At 60.8% G+C, this 17689-nt stretch carries 19 protein-coding genes and 1 pseudogene; 11 read left to right on the top strand and 9 right to left on the bottom strand.

Annotated features, from left to right (window positions below; genetic code table 11):
* Positions 1 to 47: 47 nt before the first annotated feature.
* Positions 48 to 542, top strand: coding sequence for a hypothetical protein (locus CWM61_RS05745; RefSeq protein ID WP_100630887.1), 495 nt, complete (start codon positions 48 to 50; stop codon positions 540 to 542).
* Positions 543 to 608: 66 nt separating this feature from the next.
* Here the strand turns inward: CWM61_RS05745 and bdcA are convergent, their stop codons facing one another.
* Positions 609 to 1322 carry an SDR family oxidoreductase gene (gene bdcA, locus CWM61_RS05740; protein WP_008805173.1) on the bottom strand — a complete coding sequence of 238 codons (714 nt, stop codon included), beginning with the start codon at positions 1320 to 1322 and terminating at the stop codon, positions 609 to 611.
* Between the two features lie 73 nt (positions 1323 to 1395).
* On the opposite strand from bdcA, the gene CWM61_RS05735 reads away from it, so the two are divergent.
* Positions 1396 to 1989: a TetR/AcrR family transcriptional regulator gene (locus tag CWM61_RS05735; protein WP_074386048.1), complete on the top strand. Its 594-nt coding sequence runs from the start codon at positions 1396 to 1398 to the stop codon at positions 1987 to 1989.
* Between the two features lie 4 nt (positions 1990 to 1993).
* Here the strand turns inward: CWM61_RS05735 and CWM61_RS05730 are convergent, their stop codons facing one another.
* Positions 1994 to 2749, bottom strand: coding sequence for an SDR family NAD(P)-dependent oxidoreductase (locus CWM61_RS05730; protein ID WP_100630886.1), 756 nt, complete (start codon positions 2747 to 2749; stop codon positions 1994 to 1996).
* Between the two features lie 158 nt (positions 2750 to 2907).
* On the opposite strand from CWM61_RS05730, the gene CWM61_RS05725 reads away from it, so the two are divergent.
* A complete protein-coding gene (locus CWM61_RS05725) occupies positions 2908 to 3786 on the top strand; it encodes an AraC family transcriptional regulator (RefSeq protein WP_100630885.1) in 879 nt (292 codons plus the stop codon).
* A gap of 56 nt (positions 3787 to 3842) precedes the next feature.
* Here the strand turns inward: CWM61_RS05725 and CWM61_RS05720 are convergent, their stop codons facing one another.
* Positions 3843 to 4049, bottom strand: coding sequence for a DUF1471 domain-containing protein (locus CWM61_RS05720; RefSeq protein WP_100630884.1), 207 nt, complete (start codon positions 4047 to 4049; stop codon positions 3843 to 3845).
* A gap of 25 nt (positions 4050 to 4074) precedes the next feature.
* Entirely contained in the window at positions 4075 to 5004 is a 930-nt protein-coding gene (locus CWM61_RS05715; protein WP_100630883.1) for an aromatic alcohol reductase, read from the bottom strand.
* Between the two features lie 138 nt (positions 5005 to 5142).
* Here CWM61_RS05715 and CWM61_RS05710 point away from each other — a divergent pair, with 138 nt between their 5' ends.
* Positions 5143 to 6048, top strand: a complete 906-nt coding sequence (locus tag CWM61_RS05710; protein ID WP_074386044.1) for a LysR family transcriptional regulator — start codon at positions 5143 to 5145, stop codon at positions 6046 to 6048.
* Between the two features lie 18 nt (positions 6049 to 6066).
* On the opposite strand, the gene CWM61_RS05705 is transcribed toward CWM61_RS05710, so the two are convergent.
* A complete protein-coding gene (locus tag CWM61_RS05705; protein WP_100630882.1) occupies positions 6067 to 6990 on the bottom strand; it encodes a LysR family transcriptional regulator in 924 nt (307 codons plus the stop codon).
* An 87-nt stretch (positions 6991 to 7077) separates the two neighbouring features.
* Here CWM61_RS05705 and CWM61_RS05700 point away from each other — a divergent pair.
* Together CWM61_RS05700 and CWM61_RS05695 are read left to right on the top strand one after the other, a co-directional pair.
* Positions 7078 to 7948 (top strand): annotated as a pseudogene (locus CWM61_RS05700) (MBL fold metallo-hydrolase).
* The gene (locus CWM61_RS05695; protein ID WP_100630880.1) at positions 7941 to 8852 is read left to right on the top strand and encodes an NmrA/HSCARG family protein; all 912 of its coding nucleotides are present in this window, start codon (positions 7941 to 7943) and stop codon (positions 8850 to 8852) included. Before CWM61_RS05700 ends, CWM61_RS05695 begins: the two are co-directional and overlap by 8 nt.
* 58 nt (positions 8853 to 8910) lie before the next feature.
* Here CWM61_RS05695 and CWM61_RS05690 read toward each other — a convergent pair whose 3' ends face one another.
* On the bottom strand, positions 8911 to 9459 hold the full coding sequence (locus tag CWM61_RS05690; RefSeq protein WP_049155418.1) for a TetR/AcrR family transcriptional regulator: 549 nt from the start codon (positions 9457 to 9459) through the stop codon (positions 8911 to 8913).
* 88 nt (positions 9460 to 9547) lie between these two features.
* Between CWM61_RS05690 and CWM61_RS05685 the strand changes: the two genes are divergently transcribed.
* Positions 9548 to 10582, top strand: coding sequence for an NADP-dependent oxidoreductase (locus CWM61_RS05685; RefSeq protein ID WP_100630879.1), 1035 nt, complete (start codon positions 9548 to 9550; stop codon positions 10580 to 10582).
* A 46-nt stretch (positions 10583 to 10628) separates the two neighbouring features.
* Here CWM61_RS05685 and CWM61_RS05680 read toward each other — a convergent pair whose 3' ends face one another.
* Positions 10629 to 11804 (bottom strand): aminotransferase class I/II-fold pyridoxal phosphate-dependent enzyme, encoded by a 1176-nt coding sequence (locus tag CWM61_RS05680; RefSeq protein WP_100630878.1) that lies wholly within the window; start codon positions 11802 to 11804, stop codon positions 10629 to 10631.
* A gap of 220 nt (positions 11805 to 12024) precedes the next feature.
* On the opposite strand from CWM61_RS05680, the gene CWM61_RS05675 reads away from it, so the two are divergent.
* Genes CWM61_RS05675 through CWM61_RS05665 form a run of 3 tightly spaced genes read left to right on the top strand, consistent with a single transcriptional unit; the run spans position 12025 to position 14514 of the window.
* Positions 12025 to 12831: a MetQ/NlpA family ABC transporter substrate-binding protein gene (locus CWM61_RS05675; protein WP_100630877.1), complete on the top strand. Its 807-nt coding sequence runs from the start codon at positions 12025 to 12027 to the stop codon at positions 12829 to 12831.
* 8 nt (positions 12832 to 12839) lie between these two features.
* Positions 12840 to 13853 (top strand): methionine ABC transporter ATP-binding protein, encoded by a 1014-nt coding sequence (locus tag CWM61_RS05670; protein WP_074386210.1) that lies wholly within the window; start codon positions 12840 to 12842, stop codon positions 13851 to 13853.
* Positions 13846 to 14514, top strand: coding sequence for a methionine ABC transporter permease (locus CWM61_RS05665; RefSeq protein ID WP_004892563.1), 669 nt, complete (start codon positions 13846 to 13848; stop codon positions 14512 to 14514). Before CWM61_RS05670 ends, CWM61_RS05665 begins: the two co-directional genes overlap by 8 nt.
* A gap of 115 nt (positions 14515 to 14629) precedes the next feature.
* Here CWM61_RS05665 and CWM61_RS05660 read toward each other — a convergent pair whose 3' ends face one another.
* Both CWM61_RS05660 and CWM61_RS05655 read right to left on the bottom strand, forming a co-directional pair.
* The gene (locus CWM61_RS05660; RefSeq protein WP_023322497.1) at positions 14630 to 15244 is read right to left on the bottom strand and encodes a YitT family protein; all 615 of its coding nucleotides are present in this window, start codon (positions 15242 to 15244) and stop codon (positions 14630 to 14632) included.
* Positions 15245 to 15494: 250 nt separating this feature from the next.
* Complete coding sequence (locus tag CWM61_RS05655) at positions 15495 to 15974, bottom strand: Lrp/AsnC family transcriptional regulator (protein ID WP_061154814.1); 480 nt, start codon at positions 15972 to 15974, stop codon at positions 15495 to 15497.
* Positions 15975 to 16308: 334 nt separating this feature from the next.
* On the opposite strand from CWM61_RS05655, the gene CWM61_RS05650 reads away from it, so the two are divergent.
* Positions 16309 to 17685, top strand: a complete 1377-nt coding sequence (locus tag CWM61_RS05650) for an amino acid permease (RefSeq protein WP_100630876.1) — start codon at positions 16309 to 16311, stop codon at positions 17683 to 17685.
* Positions 17686 to 17689 lie beyond the last annotated feature (4 nt).

The raw sequence follows: 17689 nt of genomic DNA, 5'->3' as shown, positions 1-17689 counted from the left end.
CCAGCGAACGGGCGATAACCATCTTCACCACAGCACAGGGAGATAACGTGACAGCGAGGGAACGTTTTTTTAAGAAACTGCAGCAACAGCAAAATCCGCAGCGGACAGCGGCCCTCGACGGGTCGGCCGCCGCGGATATCGCCAGGTTTCGCCAGCAAATGGCGGCGCTGGCTCAGCAGATAAGTCAGTGGTTTGATGGAACCGGTATCGAGGTGGTGATTTCGACCCGCCATCTCCACGACCTGAGCACTCTTGGCTACAGCCTCAACAGCGGCATCTGCCGCTACGATATCCCGACCATCCGCCTGCAAAACGGCGAACGTAGCGTCAATATCGTGCCACAGCAGCTGTTGGATGGCGTGGAAAAGGGGATCGTGACGCTGAGTCTCGAGACACCCGGCGGCGCGGGATCCCGGGAGATGTTTTATCTGAGCCTGGCCCCGGAGGATGGCTGGATGATCCGCAAGGCGCACCAGTCCCCGGAAGTGCGGCTGATGCTTACCGAAGATCGCTTTTTTATGGCGGTCGACAGTCTGGCCTGATGATCCCTGACAGGCCATGACATCACCGCGGCGGCGGTGCAAAGCGCGCGCCGCCGCCCTGGAGTATCAGGCGCCAAACGCGCCGTCGATGGTGTGCATGGCGCCAGTGACAAACGACGCCTCCGGACCGGCCAGCCACGCCACCATTCCCGCCACCTCTTCCGGGCGGCCATGACGCTTAATGGCCATAAAGCTGTGCATCAGCTCCTTCATCGGGCCGTTCTCCGGGTTGGCGTCGGTATCAACAGGGCCGGGCTGGACGACGTTGACCGTGATGCCGCGCGGGCCAAAATCCCGCGCCAGGCCGCGCGCCAGCCCCTGCAGGGCCGATTTACTGACCGCATAGGCCGCCATCCCAGGCACCGGCATGCGATCGCCATTAACCGAACCGATGACAATAATGCGCCCGCCTTCCGGCATCCGGCGCGCCGCTTCCACGGAGGCATGGTAGGGGGCATGAATATTGATGCGGAACAGGCGATCGATGGCATCGCTGTCCTGCTCGAGAGCGTCACCGAAAATCGCGATCCCGGCATTGACCACTAACACGTCCAGCGGGCCGCTGTCGCGGACCAGGCTTATCACCGCATCGCGATCGGCGCTGTCCGCTTGCACCGCCGTGCTGCCGGTCTCCGCCGCCAGCCGCTCGGCCGCTTCCGGCGAACCGGAATAGCTAAACACCACCGATGCGCCATCGGCGACAAAACGCCTGACGATCGCCGCGCCAATTCCCCGACTCCCGCCTAAAACCAGCACTGATTTGTTGTGAAATGCTGTCATATCCCGTACCTCATGATATTGTAGTGATGATTACAATATGCTGCGGCAAAACAGGCTGTCAAGGATTAATATAGTGACCACTACAAAACAAGGGCGTACTCCGGGACGTCCTCGCCAGTTTGATGCGGAACAGGCCATTGAAACGGCGCAACGCCTCTTTCACGCGCGAGGCTACGACGCGGTGAGCGTGGCCGATCTGACCCAGGCTTTCGGTATCAATCCCCCGAGTTTTTATGCCGCTTTCGGCAGCAAGCTCGGGCTGTATACCCGCGTCCTGCAGCGCTACAGCCAGACCGGGGCCATTCCCATCGACGCCCTGCTGCGAGACGACCAGCCGGTGGCGGCGTCGCTCATCGCCGTGCTGCAGGAGGCGGCTCGCCGCTATGTGGCCGATCCGGCCGCCGCCGGCTGTCTGGTGCTGGAGGGGGGGCATTGTCAGGATGCCGACGCCCGGGTGGCGGCAGGCGAATGGCATGCTGCGGCAAGAGCCAAAATCCAGCAGTATATCGCCCGCCATCACCCGCAGGACGCGCTGCGGGTGACTGACTATATGGATACACTGATGCTTGGCCTGTCGGCGAAAGCGCGGGAAGGGGATAGCCTGCCGCGTCTTCTGGAGACCGTGCGGCTGGCAGGCCTGGCGCTGGAGCGCATCCTGCCAGCCTGAGTCGTCAGATGGTTTGTCCGCCCGACACCTCGATCCGCTGGGCGGTCACCCAGCGGTTATCGTCGCGCAGCAGGCTGGCGATCATCGGCCCAATATCCTCAGGAACGCCCACCCGTCCCAGCGCCGTCATGGCGGCAAACTGCGCGTTAACCCCTGCGTCGTCCCGCACCAGCCCACCGCCAAAATCGGTGGCGATAGCGCCGGGGGCGATGGTATTGACGGTGATGCCGCGCCCGCCCAGCTCGCGGGCCATATACACGCTCAGCATCTCCACAGCCGCTTTGGCCGCGGCGTAGGCGGAGAAGCCAGGATAGGAGACGCGGGTCAGCCCGGAAGAAAAGTTAACGATCCGTCCGCCGTCCGCCAGCAGCGGCAGCAGGGTTTGTACGAGGAAAAATACCCCCTTAACGTGGACGTTAAACAGCCCGTCGAACTGCGCTTCGCGCGTTTCGGCCAGCGAGGCAAATTCGCCGTGTCCGGCGTTATTGATCAGATGGTCGAAGGTGACCCGCCCCCAGACGCTGGCCAGCGCAGCGCTCAGGCTGTCGGCGAAGGCCGGGAAACTGGCGGTTTGCGCCATATCCAGCGGCAGGGCGATGGCCTTGCGACCCAGGGCGCGGATGTCCGCGACCACCCCTTCCGCCTGTTCGAGATTGCCACGGCAGGTGACGATGATATCCCCACCCTGGCGGGCGATATCCAGTGCGGTCTGACGGCCAAGGCCGCGGTTGGCGCCGGTAATAAGTGCAATCTTAGTCATGTTCGGTCCTCTCTGGTATGTTGAGGCTCTACAATAGGGGCCGCGCGTCAGGTCGGGTTGCCCAATCCTTGTTATTTTTTGCCCATTTCTCTCCATTCACTCCCTTTCCCCGGGAAATAGCGCATACTCAGGCTTTAAAACTTGCCTGAAAGGATCTTATGCGCGACGCCCTGTTTGATCTCTGCCGCCGGTTTGCCGATGCTCATGTCGATAGCAGCGGGGTGGCGGTTACCCCGGTTCCCGGCATCACCCTGGTGCGGGCCCTCCATCCTGGCGATTTACAGGCGGCTATCGCCAGGCCGCTGGTGGCCATGCTGCTCCAGGGGCGTAAGAGCGTGACCACCGGTCTGGCGAGCTTTGACTATGGCCCGGGCGAGGCGATGGTGATTGCCGCGGATGTCCCCACCACCAGCCAGATCACCGAGGCCAGTCAGCGTTTTCCCTATTACGCGCTGGTGCTGGAGCTGGACCTGGCTATCCTGCGCGAGCTGCAGGAGGCCGGGCCGTCAGGGCCGGATGAGGCGCCCCGCGTCGGTATCGAACCGATGAATGCCGATGTGACAGACGCCGCTTACCGGCTGGCAAGGCTGTTTGATCAACCGGGGGCGCTGGCGGTGCTGGGGGAAGGTCTGCGGCGGGAGCTGCATTACTGGCTGTTGCAGAGTGTCCATGGGCCGGCCATTCGGGCGCTGGGCGCCGTAGACAGCCATTCGGCGCGGATCCGCCGGGCGGTGGCGATGCTGCGCCGGGATTTTATGCAGCCCGTCAGCGTCGACGCGCTGGCCGACGCCGCCGGGATGAGCGTCTCTGTCTTTCACCGTCATTTCCGCGCCATGACCACGCTGTCGCCGCTGCAGTTTCAGAAGCAGTTGCGCCTGATCCACGCCCGCCGCCTGATGCTGGCGGAAGGGATGAGCATTGCGCAGGCTGCCGGGGAGGTGGGCTATCTCAGCGTGTCGCAGTTTACCCGGGAATACGCTCGCCTGTACGGCGCGCCGCCGGGCCGCGATCGTCGGCGGGAAAAAATGAGCGCCTGACCTGGTGCGCGGGCAAGCGACAGCGGTAGCTCGTCCCTGAGCCTGGCGCCGGTGGTTTAGTCCGTGATTTTCGCCGTGATATGCACTTTGTTGCCCATTCGCGCTTCAGTAATGCGATAGGCGGTCGCACCCTCGCGGGCGGCCTGCTGGCGGATTTTGCTCTCCGCATGGTCCAGGGTATCGCCGGTGGCGGTGATGGTCCTGGCATTTGCCGCCAGGGGCAGCAGACAACTCACTACGATCAGTGGAATCAACTTTTTCATCTTCATTCTGTCCTGTGAGAGAAAATCAGCGCGCGGCCTGCAGCCAGCCGGCAATGTTCTGGGTCGGCAGGTGATGCCGGGCATTCCAGGTATCCTCCATCGGCCACCACATGCCGACGCCCCGGGCGAAGGCGGCGCGATAGCGCAGCATGGTGTTCTCCGGGTCCGCCCGCAGCTGCTCCAGCAGGGCGGGCAGGGTGTGGACGGCTTTGCTGAACGTCTGCTGTGTTACGCGCTCCACGGTATCCGCCAGCTGGCGGTAAGAGATCGTCTCGCCGGCAACAAACACCACTTCGTTGGCAATCCGCGGCTGATGCAGATAAATCGCCGTGGTCAGGCGGCCAATATCCGCCGGCGAAGTGACGGTCACCTGGGTATCCCAGCTGCCAAGAGCGTGAAGGGTTCGGTTGGATAAATTCACCACATCGAAGTCTGGCTCGAAGAGAAAGCTGGTAAACATCCCGGTGGAGACAATGACCCATTCCGTGGCCTGCTGTGCGCGCAGCAGGGTCCGGACATCGTACTGCTCGTCCCAGACCGGCTGGCCGCTGCCTTTGCCGACCACATCGTAATTGACGCCAAACTGCCAGGGAAAATAGCGGGGTACCCCGGCCGCCAGCACCGCGCGGGTAATTTTCAGCTGTGTCCCCGGACCGGCGACAAACCCCATGCAGTTAATCACGGTGGTGAATCCGCGAAACTGACCGGCCAGTGTCTCCATAGCGCTACCGGCGATGTCGACGGCGAGAAAAGTGGCCCCGGCGTCGGCCAGCGCCTGATGGCTTGCCGATCGCAGCTGGCCGGTTTCATCCCAGGCCGCCGGCGAGACGATAACCGATACCGTGCCCTGGCGCTGGATCACCGCAGGCACCAGCGCATTGAGAACGGCGGTGCCCAGTTGTCCCGCTCCCAGCACCAATACCTTTTCCTCATGATTAAGATTATCAGTTTTCATTTTGACTCCTTGCTCAGTTAAGCCTTGTACTGACTGGCTACAGGCTCAGTGTAGGGGGGCGGGCATCATTCGATAAGAACAGGATTTCGGGTTAGACTGTTCGTGATAATGGGATAATAATTGCCGGGGGAGTACGAAATGGACAGACTGGATGCCATGCAGTTGTATGTTGCTGTTGTGGATGCCCACAGCTTCGCCCGTGCGGCGGAGGTGCTCGGGCAACCGCGCTCCACGGTGTCTCGGGTAGTGAAGGAGCTGGAAGCCTGGCTTGGGGCGCAGCTTCTTCAGCGCACCACCCGCAAGCTCAGCGTGACGGCGGAGGGGCGCCGGTACTACGAGGAGTGTAAAAGGCTACTGGCCGAGATGGCGGCGATGGAAGCCTCCTTTCCCGGGCGCTCGGCTCAGCCCGCCGGGCGGTTCAAGGTGGGGATGCCGCAATCCCTTGCCCGCCACTGCATTCTGCCAAGGATCGGCGAGTTTTTGCAGCAGTATCCCGACCTGGAGCTGATCCTCTGCTCAAGCGACAACGTGGAAGATATTATCCAGGAGGGGTATGACTGCGTGATCCGTACCGGGCGGATCGAAGATTCCACCACCCTGGTGGCGCGTCCTCTGGCCCGCTACCGCTGGATGGTCCTCGCCGCGCCAGCCTGGCTCGCGGCCCACGGCCGGCCGCAGGGCATCGACGATCTGCACCACCACCGGGCAGTGGGCTACCTGAACCACCGTACCGGGCGGACCATCGACTGGCTTTTCTCCCTCGATGACGGCGACTGCGCGATCCGTATGCAGGAGACGCTGGTGGTCGACGATACCGATGCCTATATCCAGGCCGGCGTTCAGGGGCTGGGCCTGATCCGCGTCGCCAGCTATCTGGCGCAACCTTATCTGCAGAGCGGCGCACTGGTCGCCTGTCTGGAGCAGGCCGCTTCTGATCTTCACTTGTCGCTGGTCTATCCGCAAAACCGCTATCTGCCGCCGGCGGTGCGCGCGTTTTATGACTGGAGCAGGCGCGTTCTGCAACCCCCGCTCAGCGAGGCCTGATGCCGGGCATCGGCCCGGTTATTGACCGCGCATGGCCTGTTTTAACTTCGTCACTAGCCAGTTCAGCGCCGGATCCTGCGCCCGGCGTTTGTGCCGCAAAATGCACAGCGTAAATTCCGGGTAGGCTACCGGCGGGGCGTCTGCACGCAACGCGTACTGCGCCTGCCAGCGCTGCGCCAGCCCCTGCGGGACGGTGGCGAACAGCGGCAGGGTGGTCAGCAGCAGGGGAAAGGTGGAGAAATTCTGCGTGGCAAAGCGCACGCGCCGCGCGAGCCCCTGGCTGGCGAGCTGGCGGTCTATTTCCCCGTGGCCGGTTTCACGATAGGCCACCATCACGTGTTCCCAGGCGACAAAGTCGCTCACCGATAGCGGCCCGCGACAGGGGATCTGCTGCGGCGACCACAGGGTGGTGACTCCCATGGTCATCACCGGCTCGCTGACCACCTCCCCGCGGCTCTGTTTGTTGAGGGACACCGCGACATCAATGCGCTCCTCCTCCAGCAGCTGGCGAACCTGGAAGGGGTCGGCGGCTATCGACTGCAGTGAGACCCCGGGCGCTTCCTGCATCATCCCGGGTAACAGCGGGGGCATCAGCCAGTGTTCGCTCCAGTCGCTGAGGCCGATGCGAAAAAGCTGCTGCGCGCGCGCCGGGACGAACTCCCCGGCGCCAAACATCGCCGAATGCAGGTTTTCCATCAGCGGCTGCAGGTCGGTCATCAGCGCTTGCGCCCGCGGCGTCGGCAGCATGCCTCTGGCGCTGCGCACGAACAGCGGATCGTCAAACATCTCGCGCAGCCGCTTCAGCGCCCCGCTGATAGCCGGCTGGCCAAGATGCAGCACCTCTGCGGTGCGGGTGACGCTCCCTTCGCGGTACAGCACCATCAAGACCGTCAACAGATTCAGATCGATACGACTAAAATCATTTTCAATGATTTTCTTCATTATGATAATCAATTTGAATGTGGGTTATCCCGGCAGCATAGTGAATCTCACCCCGATAAATCAACCAGCGCAATGTGCGCGGAGGGTGTGATGCAAACTTACCAGACAGGCGATAGCCTGATTTTCAAAGTGCCGGAGCGTGAGATGACCCTGCAGCCAGCGGCGCTCTATCCACAGGCGTTCCCGGTAGCGGAGGCGGACAACGTTATTCAGTCGATTGCGCTGTCGATCCACAGCTGGGTGGTGCAGACCCCCCACGATCTGATTGTTATCGATACCGCCACTGGCAACGGTCGGGAGCGCGGCGGCAATCCGCTCTATCATCAACTTAACACGCCGTATCTGGAGAATCTCCGCGCCGCGGGAGTGAACCCGGAGGACGTGACCCTGGTGCTACTGACCCACCTGCATACCGACCATGTCGGATGGAATACCGTCTGGCAGGACGATCGCTGGGTGCCGCTGTTTCCCAACGCCCGCTACCTGTGCTCGGCAAAAGAGCTGACGCGGGTGAAAAACAGCGAACGCTACCGGGCGCTGTGGCTCGACAGCCTGCTGCCGGTGATCGAGGCCGGCCAGCTGGAAACCGTCGATGTGGCGGCCCGGCCGCGGGTCGGCGGGCGGATCGCCTTTGTTCCCACCCCCGGCCACAGTCCGGACCATGCGGCGCTGATCCTCGTTGCCGGAGATGATTACGCCTGTTTCTCCGGCGATCTCCTTCATTCCCCGCTCCAGTTTATCCATCCGCAGTGGAACTCAGCGTTCTGCGGCGATCCCCGGCAGGCGGAAGCCTCGCGACGGGAGATGATGGCGTGGGGAGCCAGCCATCATGCTCAATGGTTCACCGGGCATTTTGCCGGGCCTTCCTGTGGCTGGCTGGAGAAGGATAAGCAAGGTGACTATCGCTGGCGAGAGGCCGGGCAACAGGCTGCAGATAAGGGGAAACAGTGATGAATAATGCGCAAAGCGTGTTGGTTTTTGGCGCCACCGGTCAGCAGGGCGGCTCGGTTGCGCGGGCGCTGCTGCACCGCGGCTGGCGGGTTCGGGCGCTGGTCAGGGATCCTTTCTCCGCCGGGGCCGTCGCGCTGGCGGCACGGGGAGCCGAGCTGGTGGTGGGTACCTTTGAAGACCGGGCGGCAATGCGATCGGCAATGGCCGGGGTCGACGGCGTCTTCAGCGTCCAGCCCAGTTCGCCGGGAGGGACGGTGACCGATGAGCAGGAGGTACGCTACGGGATAACCATCGCCGATCTCGCCGTCGAGTGCGGGGTGAAGCATCTGGTGTACAGCTCCGGCAGCGCGGCAGGGGAGACGCCCACCGGCGTAGCGCATTATGACACCAAAGCGGAAATTGAACGGCATATCCGCCGCCTGCCGCTGGTGGCGACCATCGTGCGGCCCGCCACCTTTATGGAGCTGCTGGTGATGCCCGGTTTTGGCCTTGATGAAGGTCATTTTCACTTTTTTATGCTGCCGGAGGGGAGGATGCAGGTGCTGGCGGTGGAGGATATTGGCCATCTTGTCGCGGCGGTTTTTGCCGCGCCAGCGCGGTTTGCCGGCAAGACGTTTGAGATCGCCAGCGACAGCGTGACCGGCCGTCAGCTGGAGGGGTTATTCTCCGCGGCGGCGGGACGGCCGATCCCCTATTCGCGATTTTCCGATGAGGTGCTGGCCGCCAGCCCTTTTCTGCACAAGCTGACCGGGCTGGTGGACGACGGGCGGCTGGCCGGGCACGCCGACCTCGACGCCATGCGCCAGCTGCACCCGCAGCTGCACACCTTCGCCGGCTGGCTGTCCGGCCCCGGCCGTCCCGCTTTCGAGCAGGCACTGACCAGCGGGGCCAACTGGGCGTTTAATCGTTAAAGGCAGGCGTACCGGTCACTCTCCAGGCGTGTGCTGTCTCGCCGGTGGCTGGCCGCCGCTAGCCGGCAGTCAGGATCGCGTCGGCCAGCACCGCTAAAATCCGCTCTGCGCGTGGGGCATGGGAGGGCTGCTCCCGCAGCCAGGCAAGCGCGGCAATCAGATCGAACAGTTCGTCTCCGCTGAGATCTGGCCGTGCCTGGCCGGCCTGCTGCGCGCGGGTCAGCAGCGACGTACCGGCGGCGCGCAGGGCAACGCAGGCGCTGTGCAGGGCGGACTCAGGATCGTCGATGGCGCTCATCAGCGGAGCGATGATCCCGCGATGCTGATGGGTAAACGCCACGCTCTCGGCCAGCCACTCCAGCAGCGCCGCGGCAGGATCGGCGGCGAGCAGAAGCGACTCAGCCCGGGCGGTTAGCGCCGCAAAGCGGCTGCGAAGCAGGGCTTCCAGCAGGCTGTCGCGGTTGGGAAAGTGGCGGTAAAGGGTTCCCATTCCGACGCCCGCCCGGCGGGCGATATCGCGCAGCGAGGCCTCGGCGCCTTGCTCCACAAAGACGTCCCGGGCCACGTCGATTAACAGATCATAGTTTTTTCTGGCATCAGCTCTCATTGGCGTTCCTTGACAAGCGGAGCACCGCTCCATATATTCGGAACAGTGCTCCGTTAAATATAACGCATTTCCATATGAGGAGAAAGCGATGTCGACGCAGATGATGAAGGCCGTTCAACAGCACGCCTTTGGCGGGCCGGAAGTCCTGAACTATGAGGATGCGCCACTGCCGGTGCTGCAGGCCGGCGAGGTGCTGGTGCAGGTGCACGCGGTGGGCGTGAACCCACCGGACAGCTATCTGCGCGATGGCTATCAACAGCTGCCCCCGGAGTGGCGGCCCGAGGTCCGCTTTCCCTTGATCCTCGGGACCGATCTCTCCGGGGTGGTGGTGGCGCGGGCGGATGACGTCCGGGAGGTGGCGGTCGGCGACGAAGTCTACGCCATGGCGCGTTTTCCCGAAGGGGCGGCAGGGGGCAGCCGCACTTACGCCGAGTACGTTAGCGTGCCGGTCAGCGATCTGGCCCGCAAACCCCTAACCCTGAGCCATCAGCAGGCCGCCGCGGTGCCGATGTCACTCCTCACCGCCTGGCAGTTCATGATCGAGCCCGGGCATGAGGTGGCGAATCCGCTGCAGCCGGGGCCGCATCGGCCGGTGCCGCTGGCAGGTAAACGCGTCCTGGTCAACGGCGCGGCGGGCGGCGTTGGTCATTTCGCCGTACAGCTGGCGAAGTGGCAGGGCGCCCAAGTGATTGCCGTCGCCGCGGGCCGCCATGAAGCTTTTTTGCGTCAGCTCGGCGCCGATGCTTTTATCGACTATACGACCACTGCCGTTGAGGAGGCGGTGCGTGACCTGGATCTGGTCATCGATGCGCCGGGCGGGCCGGCCAGCGGCCGTTTTCTTCGTACCCTGCGGCCCGGCGGCGCGCTGTACCCGGTCTTTCCGCTCGGCTTTGCCGGGGCGGAAGAGGCACGACAGCGCGGAGTGACGGTCTCGACCACCCAGGTGCGCTCCAGCGGCGCGCAGCTCGCCCGGCTTGCCGACCTGCTGGACGCCGGAGTCATCCGGGTGGCGATTGACAGCGTTTTCCCCCTTGCGCAGGCGCAGATGGCGCATGAGCGAGCGGTGCAAGGTCGTCTGCAGGGTAAAATTGTGCTGTCGGTGATGGACTCGTCAGCGGAGTAATCCCCGGCGGCCAGGGTTACGTGTTATCACTTCTCCCGACGGCGGACTAAAACAGCGCCAGCCGGGCGAGACGGTCCAGCGCGTTGCTCAGCGCGTCGTCGCCTGCCGTGAGGCTGATGCGAATAAACCCTTCACCCCCTTCGCCAAAACCAGTGCCCGGCGCCACCAGAATATGCGCTTCCTGCAGCAGCAGGCGGGCAAACTCCTGCGAACGGTAGCCGGGCGGCACGCCGAGCCAGAGGAAGAAAGTGCCTTGTGCGGCACGCGCCGGCCAGCGCAGCGCGGCCAGTCGACGCAGAACCCACTCCCGACGTTGATGATAGACCGCCGTCAACTGCGCAATCCGCTCAGCCGGCAGGTTGAGCGCAGCGATCGCCGCATCCTGAATCGCGCCAAACACCGTGCTGTAGCTATGGGTGTGCAGCTTTTTAAACGCCCGGATAATCGAGGCGTTGCCGACCGCGAAGCCGAAGCGCCAGCCGGCCATATTAAAGGTCTTGGAAAAGGTATAGGTTTCCACTCCCCACGCTTTCGCGTCGGGCTGGGAGAAGAGGCTCAGCGGCGCATCGCCAGCCGCGCTGCCGATGGCCGCATAGGCAAAATCATGGAGGATCGGCACCTGGTGACGACGGGCAAATTGCAGAGCGCTGGCGAACAGCGCCGGCGTGGCGAGGGCGCCGGTTGGATTATGCGGGTAGTTCAGCACCACCAGCCCGGCCTTGTCAGCCACCTCCTGGGGGAGGTCGTTAAAATCCGGCAGGAAATGGTTCTCCGCCCTGAGCGGCAGGCCATAAAACGCGGCCTGGGACTGCAGCGCCGCCGAGCGGTAAATCGGATAGCAGGGATCGGTGGAGATCAGATATTGCCCGGGGCTGAGCAGCGCCCGCGGGATGCCGCCAATGCCGATATGCGAACCCTGAAACACGGCGACTTCGCTGTGCGGATCGAGTTCCACATCATACTGCCGGCGATAGAACTGGGCGATCGCCTCGCGGACCTGTGGTTTGCCCCAGAACGACGGGTAGCCATGGTTTTCACGACGATGAATGGCGCTCTGCAGCGAGTCAATCACTTCCGGCGGAGTGGGTTGATCCGGACTGCCGCTGGAAAGATCGATCAGCGGCAGCGCTTCGGTGTTGACCTCCGCGGCCAGTTTTTCCAGCAGGCTGAACAGATTCTCTTCCAGCGCGTCCACCAGCGGTGAAGCAGTAAAATCAGGCATAACATTCCCGGTTTAAGTCACGAATAATTAGCCATCTTTAAGGGATTTATTACGCCTGGCTAAATAACAAAATACGCAAAGGATTCTTGTTTTTAGGATATGTCGATATAGCAAAAGTTAATGAGGAATTAGCAAAAGGAAATCCGGCGTTCTGGCTTACAACCCTCAGTCGGCTGTGATTTAATCGCTCAATATCGTCAACCTTCCAGGAAAATACCTTATGAACAAGTCAGTTGCGCTCGGGATGACCCTCGCCCTGTTGTCGGCCACCTCTTTTTATGCCGCCGCCGAAGACCACCTTATTCGCGTCGGCTTTAACCCCGGGCCGTATAAAGAGCAATTTGAGAAAGGCGTTGCGCCCTATTTATTGAGTAAAGGGTATAAAATCGAATATAAGGATTTCAGCGACGGTATTCAGGTGAATGACGCGGTAGCCCGCGGCGATATCGAAGCGAATATTATGCAGCATCCGGTATATCTGAAAGCAATTAATGAGCGGCTGGGGATTGATAATGTGGGCATTGTGCAGGTCCCCACGCCGCCGATGGGGCTGTACGGCGGTAAACTGACCACCCTGGGGACGCCGGCGGCAGGGACCGTCGTGTCGGTACCGAACCAGCCGTCGAACGAATATCGCGCGGTACTGGTGCTGCAGAGCCTGGGCTGGGTGAAGGTCAAACCGGACAGCGACCCCGCCACCTTTTCGCAGCGCAATATCGTTGATAATCCCTACAAAATTGTCCTCAAAGAGATGGATAATGCCCAGCAGGTACGCGCTCTGCCGGACGTCGACTATGGCCTGATTCAGGGCAATTTCGCCGTCTCCAGCGGTATGTCTCTGACTTCGGCATTAAAGCTGGAGGCAGCCACCAGCCATTTTATTAATGTCGTGACCGTCGCCGGTAAAAATCAGAAGGCGCAGTTTGCCAAAGATATTATCGATGGCTACCACTCTGCCGATTTCAAAAAATATATTCTCAGCCATCCGCAGTATGATGGTTACCTGCTTCCTGATTATTTAAAATGAATAACGCGATGATAGAGTTTCGCCACGTCAGTAAAAGCTTTTTCAGGAAAGGACATCCGGTTCTGGCCTTGCAGGATATTAATCTCAGCATTGAACGAGGCGATATTTTCGGCATTATTGGCTACAGCGGGGCAGGAAAAAGCACCTTATTACGGCTGATTAATCGTCTGGAAACGCCCGGCGAGGGCGAGGTGCTGTTAAACGGCGAGCCGCTACAGGCCTGCAGCGGCCAGCGCCTGCAGGTCATCAAAAAAGATATCGGCATGATCTTTCAGAATTTTAATCTGCTGAATTCAAAAACCGTTTTCCATAACATCGCCATCCCGCTGATTTTACAAGGCCGCGACAAGGCCTTTATCCAGGCGCGGGTGGCGGAACTGCTGGCGTTCGTCGATCTGAGCGACAAAATCCATAGCTACCCTAATGAGCTGTCGGGTGGACAAAAGCAGCGGGTCGGTATTGCCCGGGCGCTGGCCACCAACCCGTCGGTGCTGTTGTGCGATGAAGCCACCTCGGCGCTCGATCCTCACACCACGGTGCAGATCTTACTGCTCTTGCAGGAGATTAATCGCCGCTATGGTATCACTATCGTACTGATCACCCATGAAATGTCGGTGATCCAGAAAATCTGTCACAAAGTGGCGGTGATGCAGGCGGGCCGTATCGTTGAGCAGGGGACGGTTTTCGACCTCTTTGCCCAGCCGCAGCATCCGGTAACGGCCAGTTTCGTGCAGTCGGTGGTGCACGATCGTCTGCCGCAGCGGGTGGCGTCGCTCCTGCAGCGCGATAAAGGCGCCCGGGCTTTACGTCTCGAATTTATCGGCGCAACGGCGCAGCAGCCGATCATTAACCACCTGATCCGCGAGTATGCTGTCGAGGTGAATATCCTGTTTGCCAGCATGTCTGAAGTTCAGGGCCGGATTCTGGGATTTATGATTGTGCAACTCCTCGGCGAGCCTGACGAAACCGAACGCGCCATCACCCATCTGGCCGATGCAGGAGTGAAAATCACCCATGTTTGATCTTATTGATACCGCCATTACCGGCGATCAGTTTCTGCTGGCGCTGCATGACACGCTGATTATGGTCGCCGTCTCGCTGGGCTTTGGCGCGCTGATCGGCGTACCGTTAGGGATTGTGCTGGTGGTTTGCCGTCCCGGCGGCATCGTGGCCAACCCGGTGGTGCATCAGGCGCTGAATCCGCTGATTAACGTGCTGCGTTCGCTGCCGTTTATCATTTTGCTGATTGTGATCCTGCCCTTTACCCGACTGCTGGTGGGCACCACTATCGGCACCGCGGGGGCCATCGTGCCGCTGATCGTTTTTGTCGCCCCCTACATTGCCCGGCTGGTGGAGAGCTCACTGCTGGAGGTGGATGAGGGGATCCTCGAAGCCGCGGATGCTATGGGCGCGACCCCCCTGCAGACGGTCTGGCACTTTATGCTGCCGGAGGCGGCAGCGTCGCTGATTCTGGCCCTCACCACGGCGACCATCGGCCTGCTTGGCGCGACCGCCATGGCGGGAACGGTGGGCGGCGGCGGAATTGGCGACCTGGCGATCACCTATGGCTATCAGCGCTTCGACGCCTTTGCCACCCTCACCACCGCCCTGGTGCTGATTGTGATTGTCCAGCTCATTCAGACGCTGGGCACCCGCCTGGCTCGCCGACTGCGTCGCGAATAACCGTCGTCCCGCCCCGGGGTAACCGCGGTTGGCGGGACAGCGGCTTAGCGCGTGGAGACCGGGGCAAAAGCAGTGTCATAGATCACTGCCAGGCCGCCGACCAAAAGTGAAACCATTACACTGCGTAGCGTCCGGGACGGTGGTTCATGGCAATAATCGAATTCAAAACGACGGCGCCGAGGATAGAGACCAGCAGCATCGGCAAGCTCACTACCCACAGCGAGGCGGTGACGATGCAGGCGTCAACCACCATCTGGAATTTACCGGCGCGGATGCCGCTTTTGTCCTGCAGATAGAGGGCCAGAATATTAACGCCGCCGAGGCTCGCTTTATGGCGAAACAGCACCACAAAGCCAATGCCGACCATGATGTTGCCGAAGAGGGTGGCGTAATAGGGGTTCAGGCGATCGACATGAATAAAGTAGCCGTGCAGGTCAGAGAACAGGGACACCAGTCCGACCGCGCAGAAGGTTTTCAGCGTGAAGGCAGCCCCCATCCGCCGGACGGAGAGCCAGTAGAAAGGCAGGTTAATGACGAAGAAGACCACGCCAAACGGCAGGTGGGTGGCATAGTGGATCAGAAAGGCCATACCCGCCGTCCCGCCGGTCAGGGCACCCGCCTGGCGAAATAAAATAATGCCAAAGGAGATCATCAGCGTGCCGAACAGCAGCGCCAGGGTATCCTCCAGCCAGGTGTGGGTCAGTTTTTCAGGGGAAAGGATATTATCCATAAATAAGCACTATCTTTTCGTTAACAAGGATAAGTCCCTATTTGCAAAAATCGCACCAGAGGAGGGGGCCTGGCGATCGTTTGCGGAAAAAACAGGCGCCATTCAGCCTAACGTATTGTTATGCCGAAAAGAGAAAATTGCACAAGTCATGCGATTTTCTGCAATGTATTGCGCGATCTGTGTAAATTGTTATGCCATGATGCATTGAGTAACCCTGCGTTTGCACCACCGCAGGGCACAGTGCCCCGGTTCAGCGCAGCGGATCCGTCCCCGGCATCAGCTGACCATTCTCTTTGAGGCGGTTGAGTATTACCGCCGTTTTCAAATGGGCGACCCCTTTGTTTTGCGACAGAATATGGCTGATCAAATGGCTCAGGCCGGGCAGATCCGGAACCGTCACCCGCAGCAGATAGTCGGCGTCGCCGGTGGTTTTCCAGGCGTCCAGAATGGCGTCCACTTCACTGAGCATCTGGTGAAAGCTCTCCACGCATTGCGGGGTGTGATTCAGCAAGCGCACTTCTATCAGACCCAGCATCTCCTTCCCGGCAGCATCCGGCGCCAGCCGCGCATGGTAGCCGAGAATAAGCTGTGCCTGTTCAAGGGCGATGCGGCGCCGTGAGCATTGGGAGGCTGACAGGCCGATGAGATCGCTCAGTTCCTGATTGGTCAAACGGCCATTGGCCTGCAGCAGGGTGAGTATTTTCAGATCATAGTCGTCGATGTTGTACATGGTGGCCACTAGCGGAGCGTAAGAGTGGCTAACAGCCTAACAGCTTTTTTCCCTGCGTGAAGCCCGCCAGGCTAGCCGGAGGACGAAGCGCACCAAAACGGGTCAGATTCATGCATGAAATGGCTGGTTTTCTCATGAACTGTGCGATTTAAGGCGATTTTTCGCGCGTTATGTTTGACCTGGCAGCGCATGACTCACGCCCCGGAGCAGACGGATAAATAATATTTTAATGAAATTCAATATATTGCTCTTGCTCTTACGCCGGGTTGCTGCGCCCTGGCCTGAAAGTTGCTATCGCCGAAGGTGACTTTTTACAGACAGGGGCAGGTCAGAGATGACAACGCAGCAAGAGCATCAATTAAAACGTGGGTTAAAAAACCGCCATATCCAGTTGATCGCCCTCGGGGGCGCAGTCGGCACCGGATTGTTTTTAGGTATCGCGCAGACGATCCGCATGGCAGGCCCCTCGGTCCTGCTGGGCTACGCCATCGCTGGAGCGATCGCCTTCTTCATCATGCGTCAGCTTGGCGAAATGGTAGTGGAAGAGCCGGTGGCCGGGTCATTCAGCCATTTTGCCAACCGCTACTGGGGACCCTTCGCCGGGTTTATGTCCGGCTGGAATTACTGGGTGTTGTACGTGCTGGTGAGCATGGCGGAGCTGACGGCGGTGGGGATCTATATTCAGTACTGGTGGCCGGAAGTACCCGCCTGGCTGTCGGCGGCGATCTTCTTCGTGGCGATCAACGCCATCAACCTGACGAATGTCAAAGTGTATGGCGAGCTGGAGTTTTGGTTCTCGATTGTCAAAGTGGCCGCCATCATCAGCATGATCGCCTTTGGCAGCTATCTGTTATTTAGCGGCCACGGCGGTCCGGCGGCGACGGTCGCCAACCTGTGGCAGGATGGGGGATTTTTCCCTAACGGCATCACTGGCTTAGTGATGGCGATGGCGGTAATCATGTTCTCCTTCGGCGGGCTTGAGCTGGTGGGGATCACCGCGGCGGAAGCCGACGAACCGCATAAAACCATTCCCAAAGCCACTAACCAGGTGATCTATCGCATTCTGCTGTTTTATGTGGGATCGTTGGCGGTCCTGCTGTCACTCTACCCGTGGCGTAACGTCGTGGAAGGAGGCAGTCCCTTTGTCCTGATCTTTCATGCCATTGACAGCAATATTGTGGCCAACGCTCTCAATCTGGTGGTGCTCACCGCCGCGCTGTCGGTCTACAACAGCTGCGTTTACTGCAACAGCCGGATGCTGTTCGGCCTGGCTCAGCAGGGCAATGCTCCGCGGGCGCTGCTGCGGGTTAACCGCCGGGGGATCCCGTTGACCGCGCTGGCGGTATCTGCCTTCGCTACGGCGCTTTGCGTGGTGATTAACTATGTGATGCCAGGTAAGGCGTTTGGCCTGCTGATGGCGCTGGTGGTGGCGGCCCTGGTGATTAACTGGGCGATGATCTGCATCACCCATCTTAAGTTCCGCCGCGCTATGCAGCGGGCCGGAAAGGTAACGGCCTTCCAAAGCCTCGGTTATCCCCTGACTAACTGGCTGTGCCTGCTGTTTCTCGCCGGGATCCTCGTGGTGATGTATCTCACCCCCGACATCCGCATCTCCGTCTGCCTGATCCCGGTATGGCTGCTGATCCTCGCCGCCGGTTATCTGTTGCGGAAGAAAAGCGCCCCGGCGCTGGTGGCGATGAAAGAGGGTTAATAGC

Origin of the sequence: Klebsiella sp. K-Nf6, from assembly GCF_002806655.1 — a bacterium.
In the GTDB taxonomy this organism is placed as follows: Bacteria; Pseudomonadota; Gammaproteobacteria; order Enterobacterales; family Enterobacteriaceae; genus Klebsiella; species Klebsiella variicola.
This window is presented reverse-complemented; position numbering and strand designations above follow the sequence as displayed.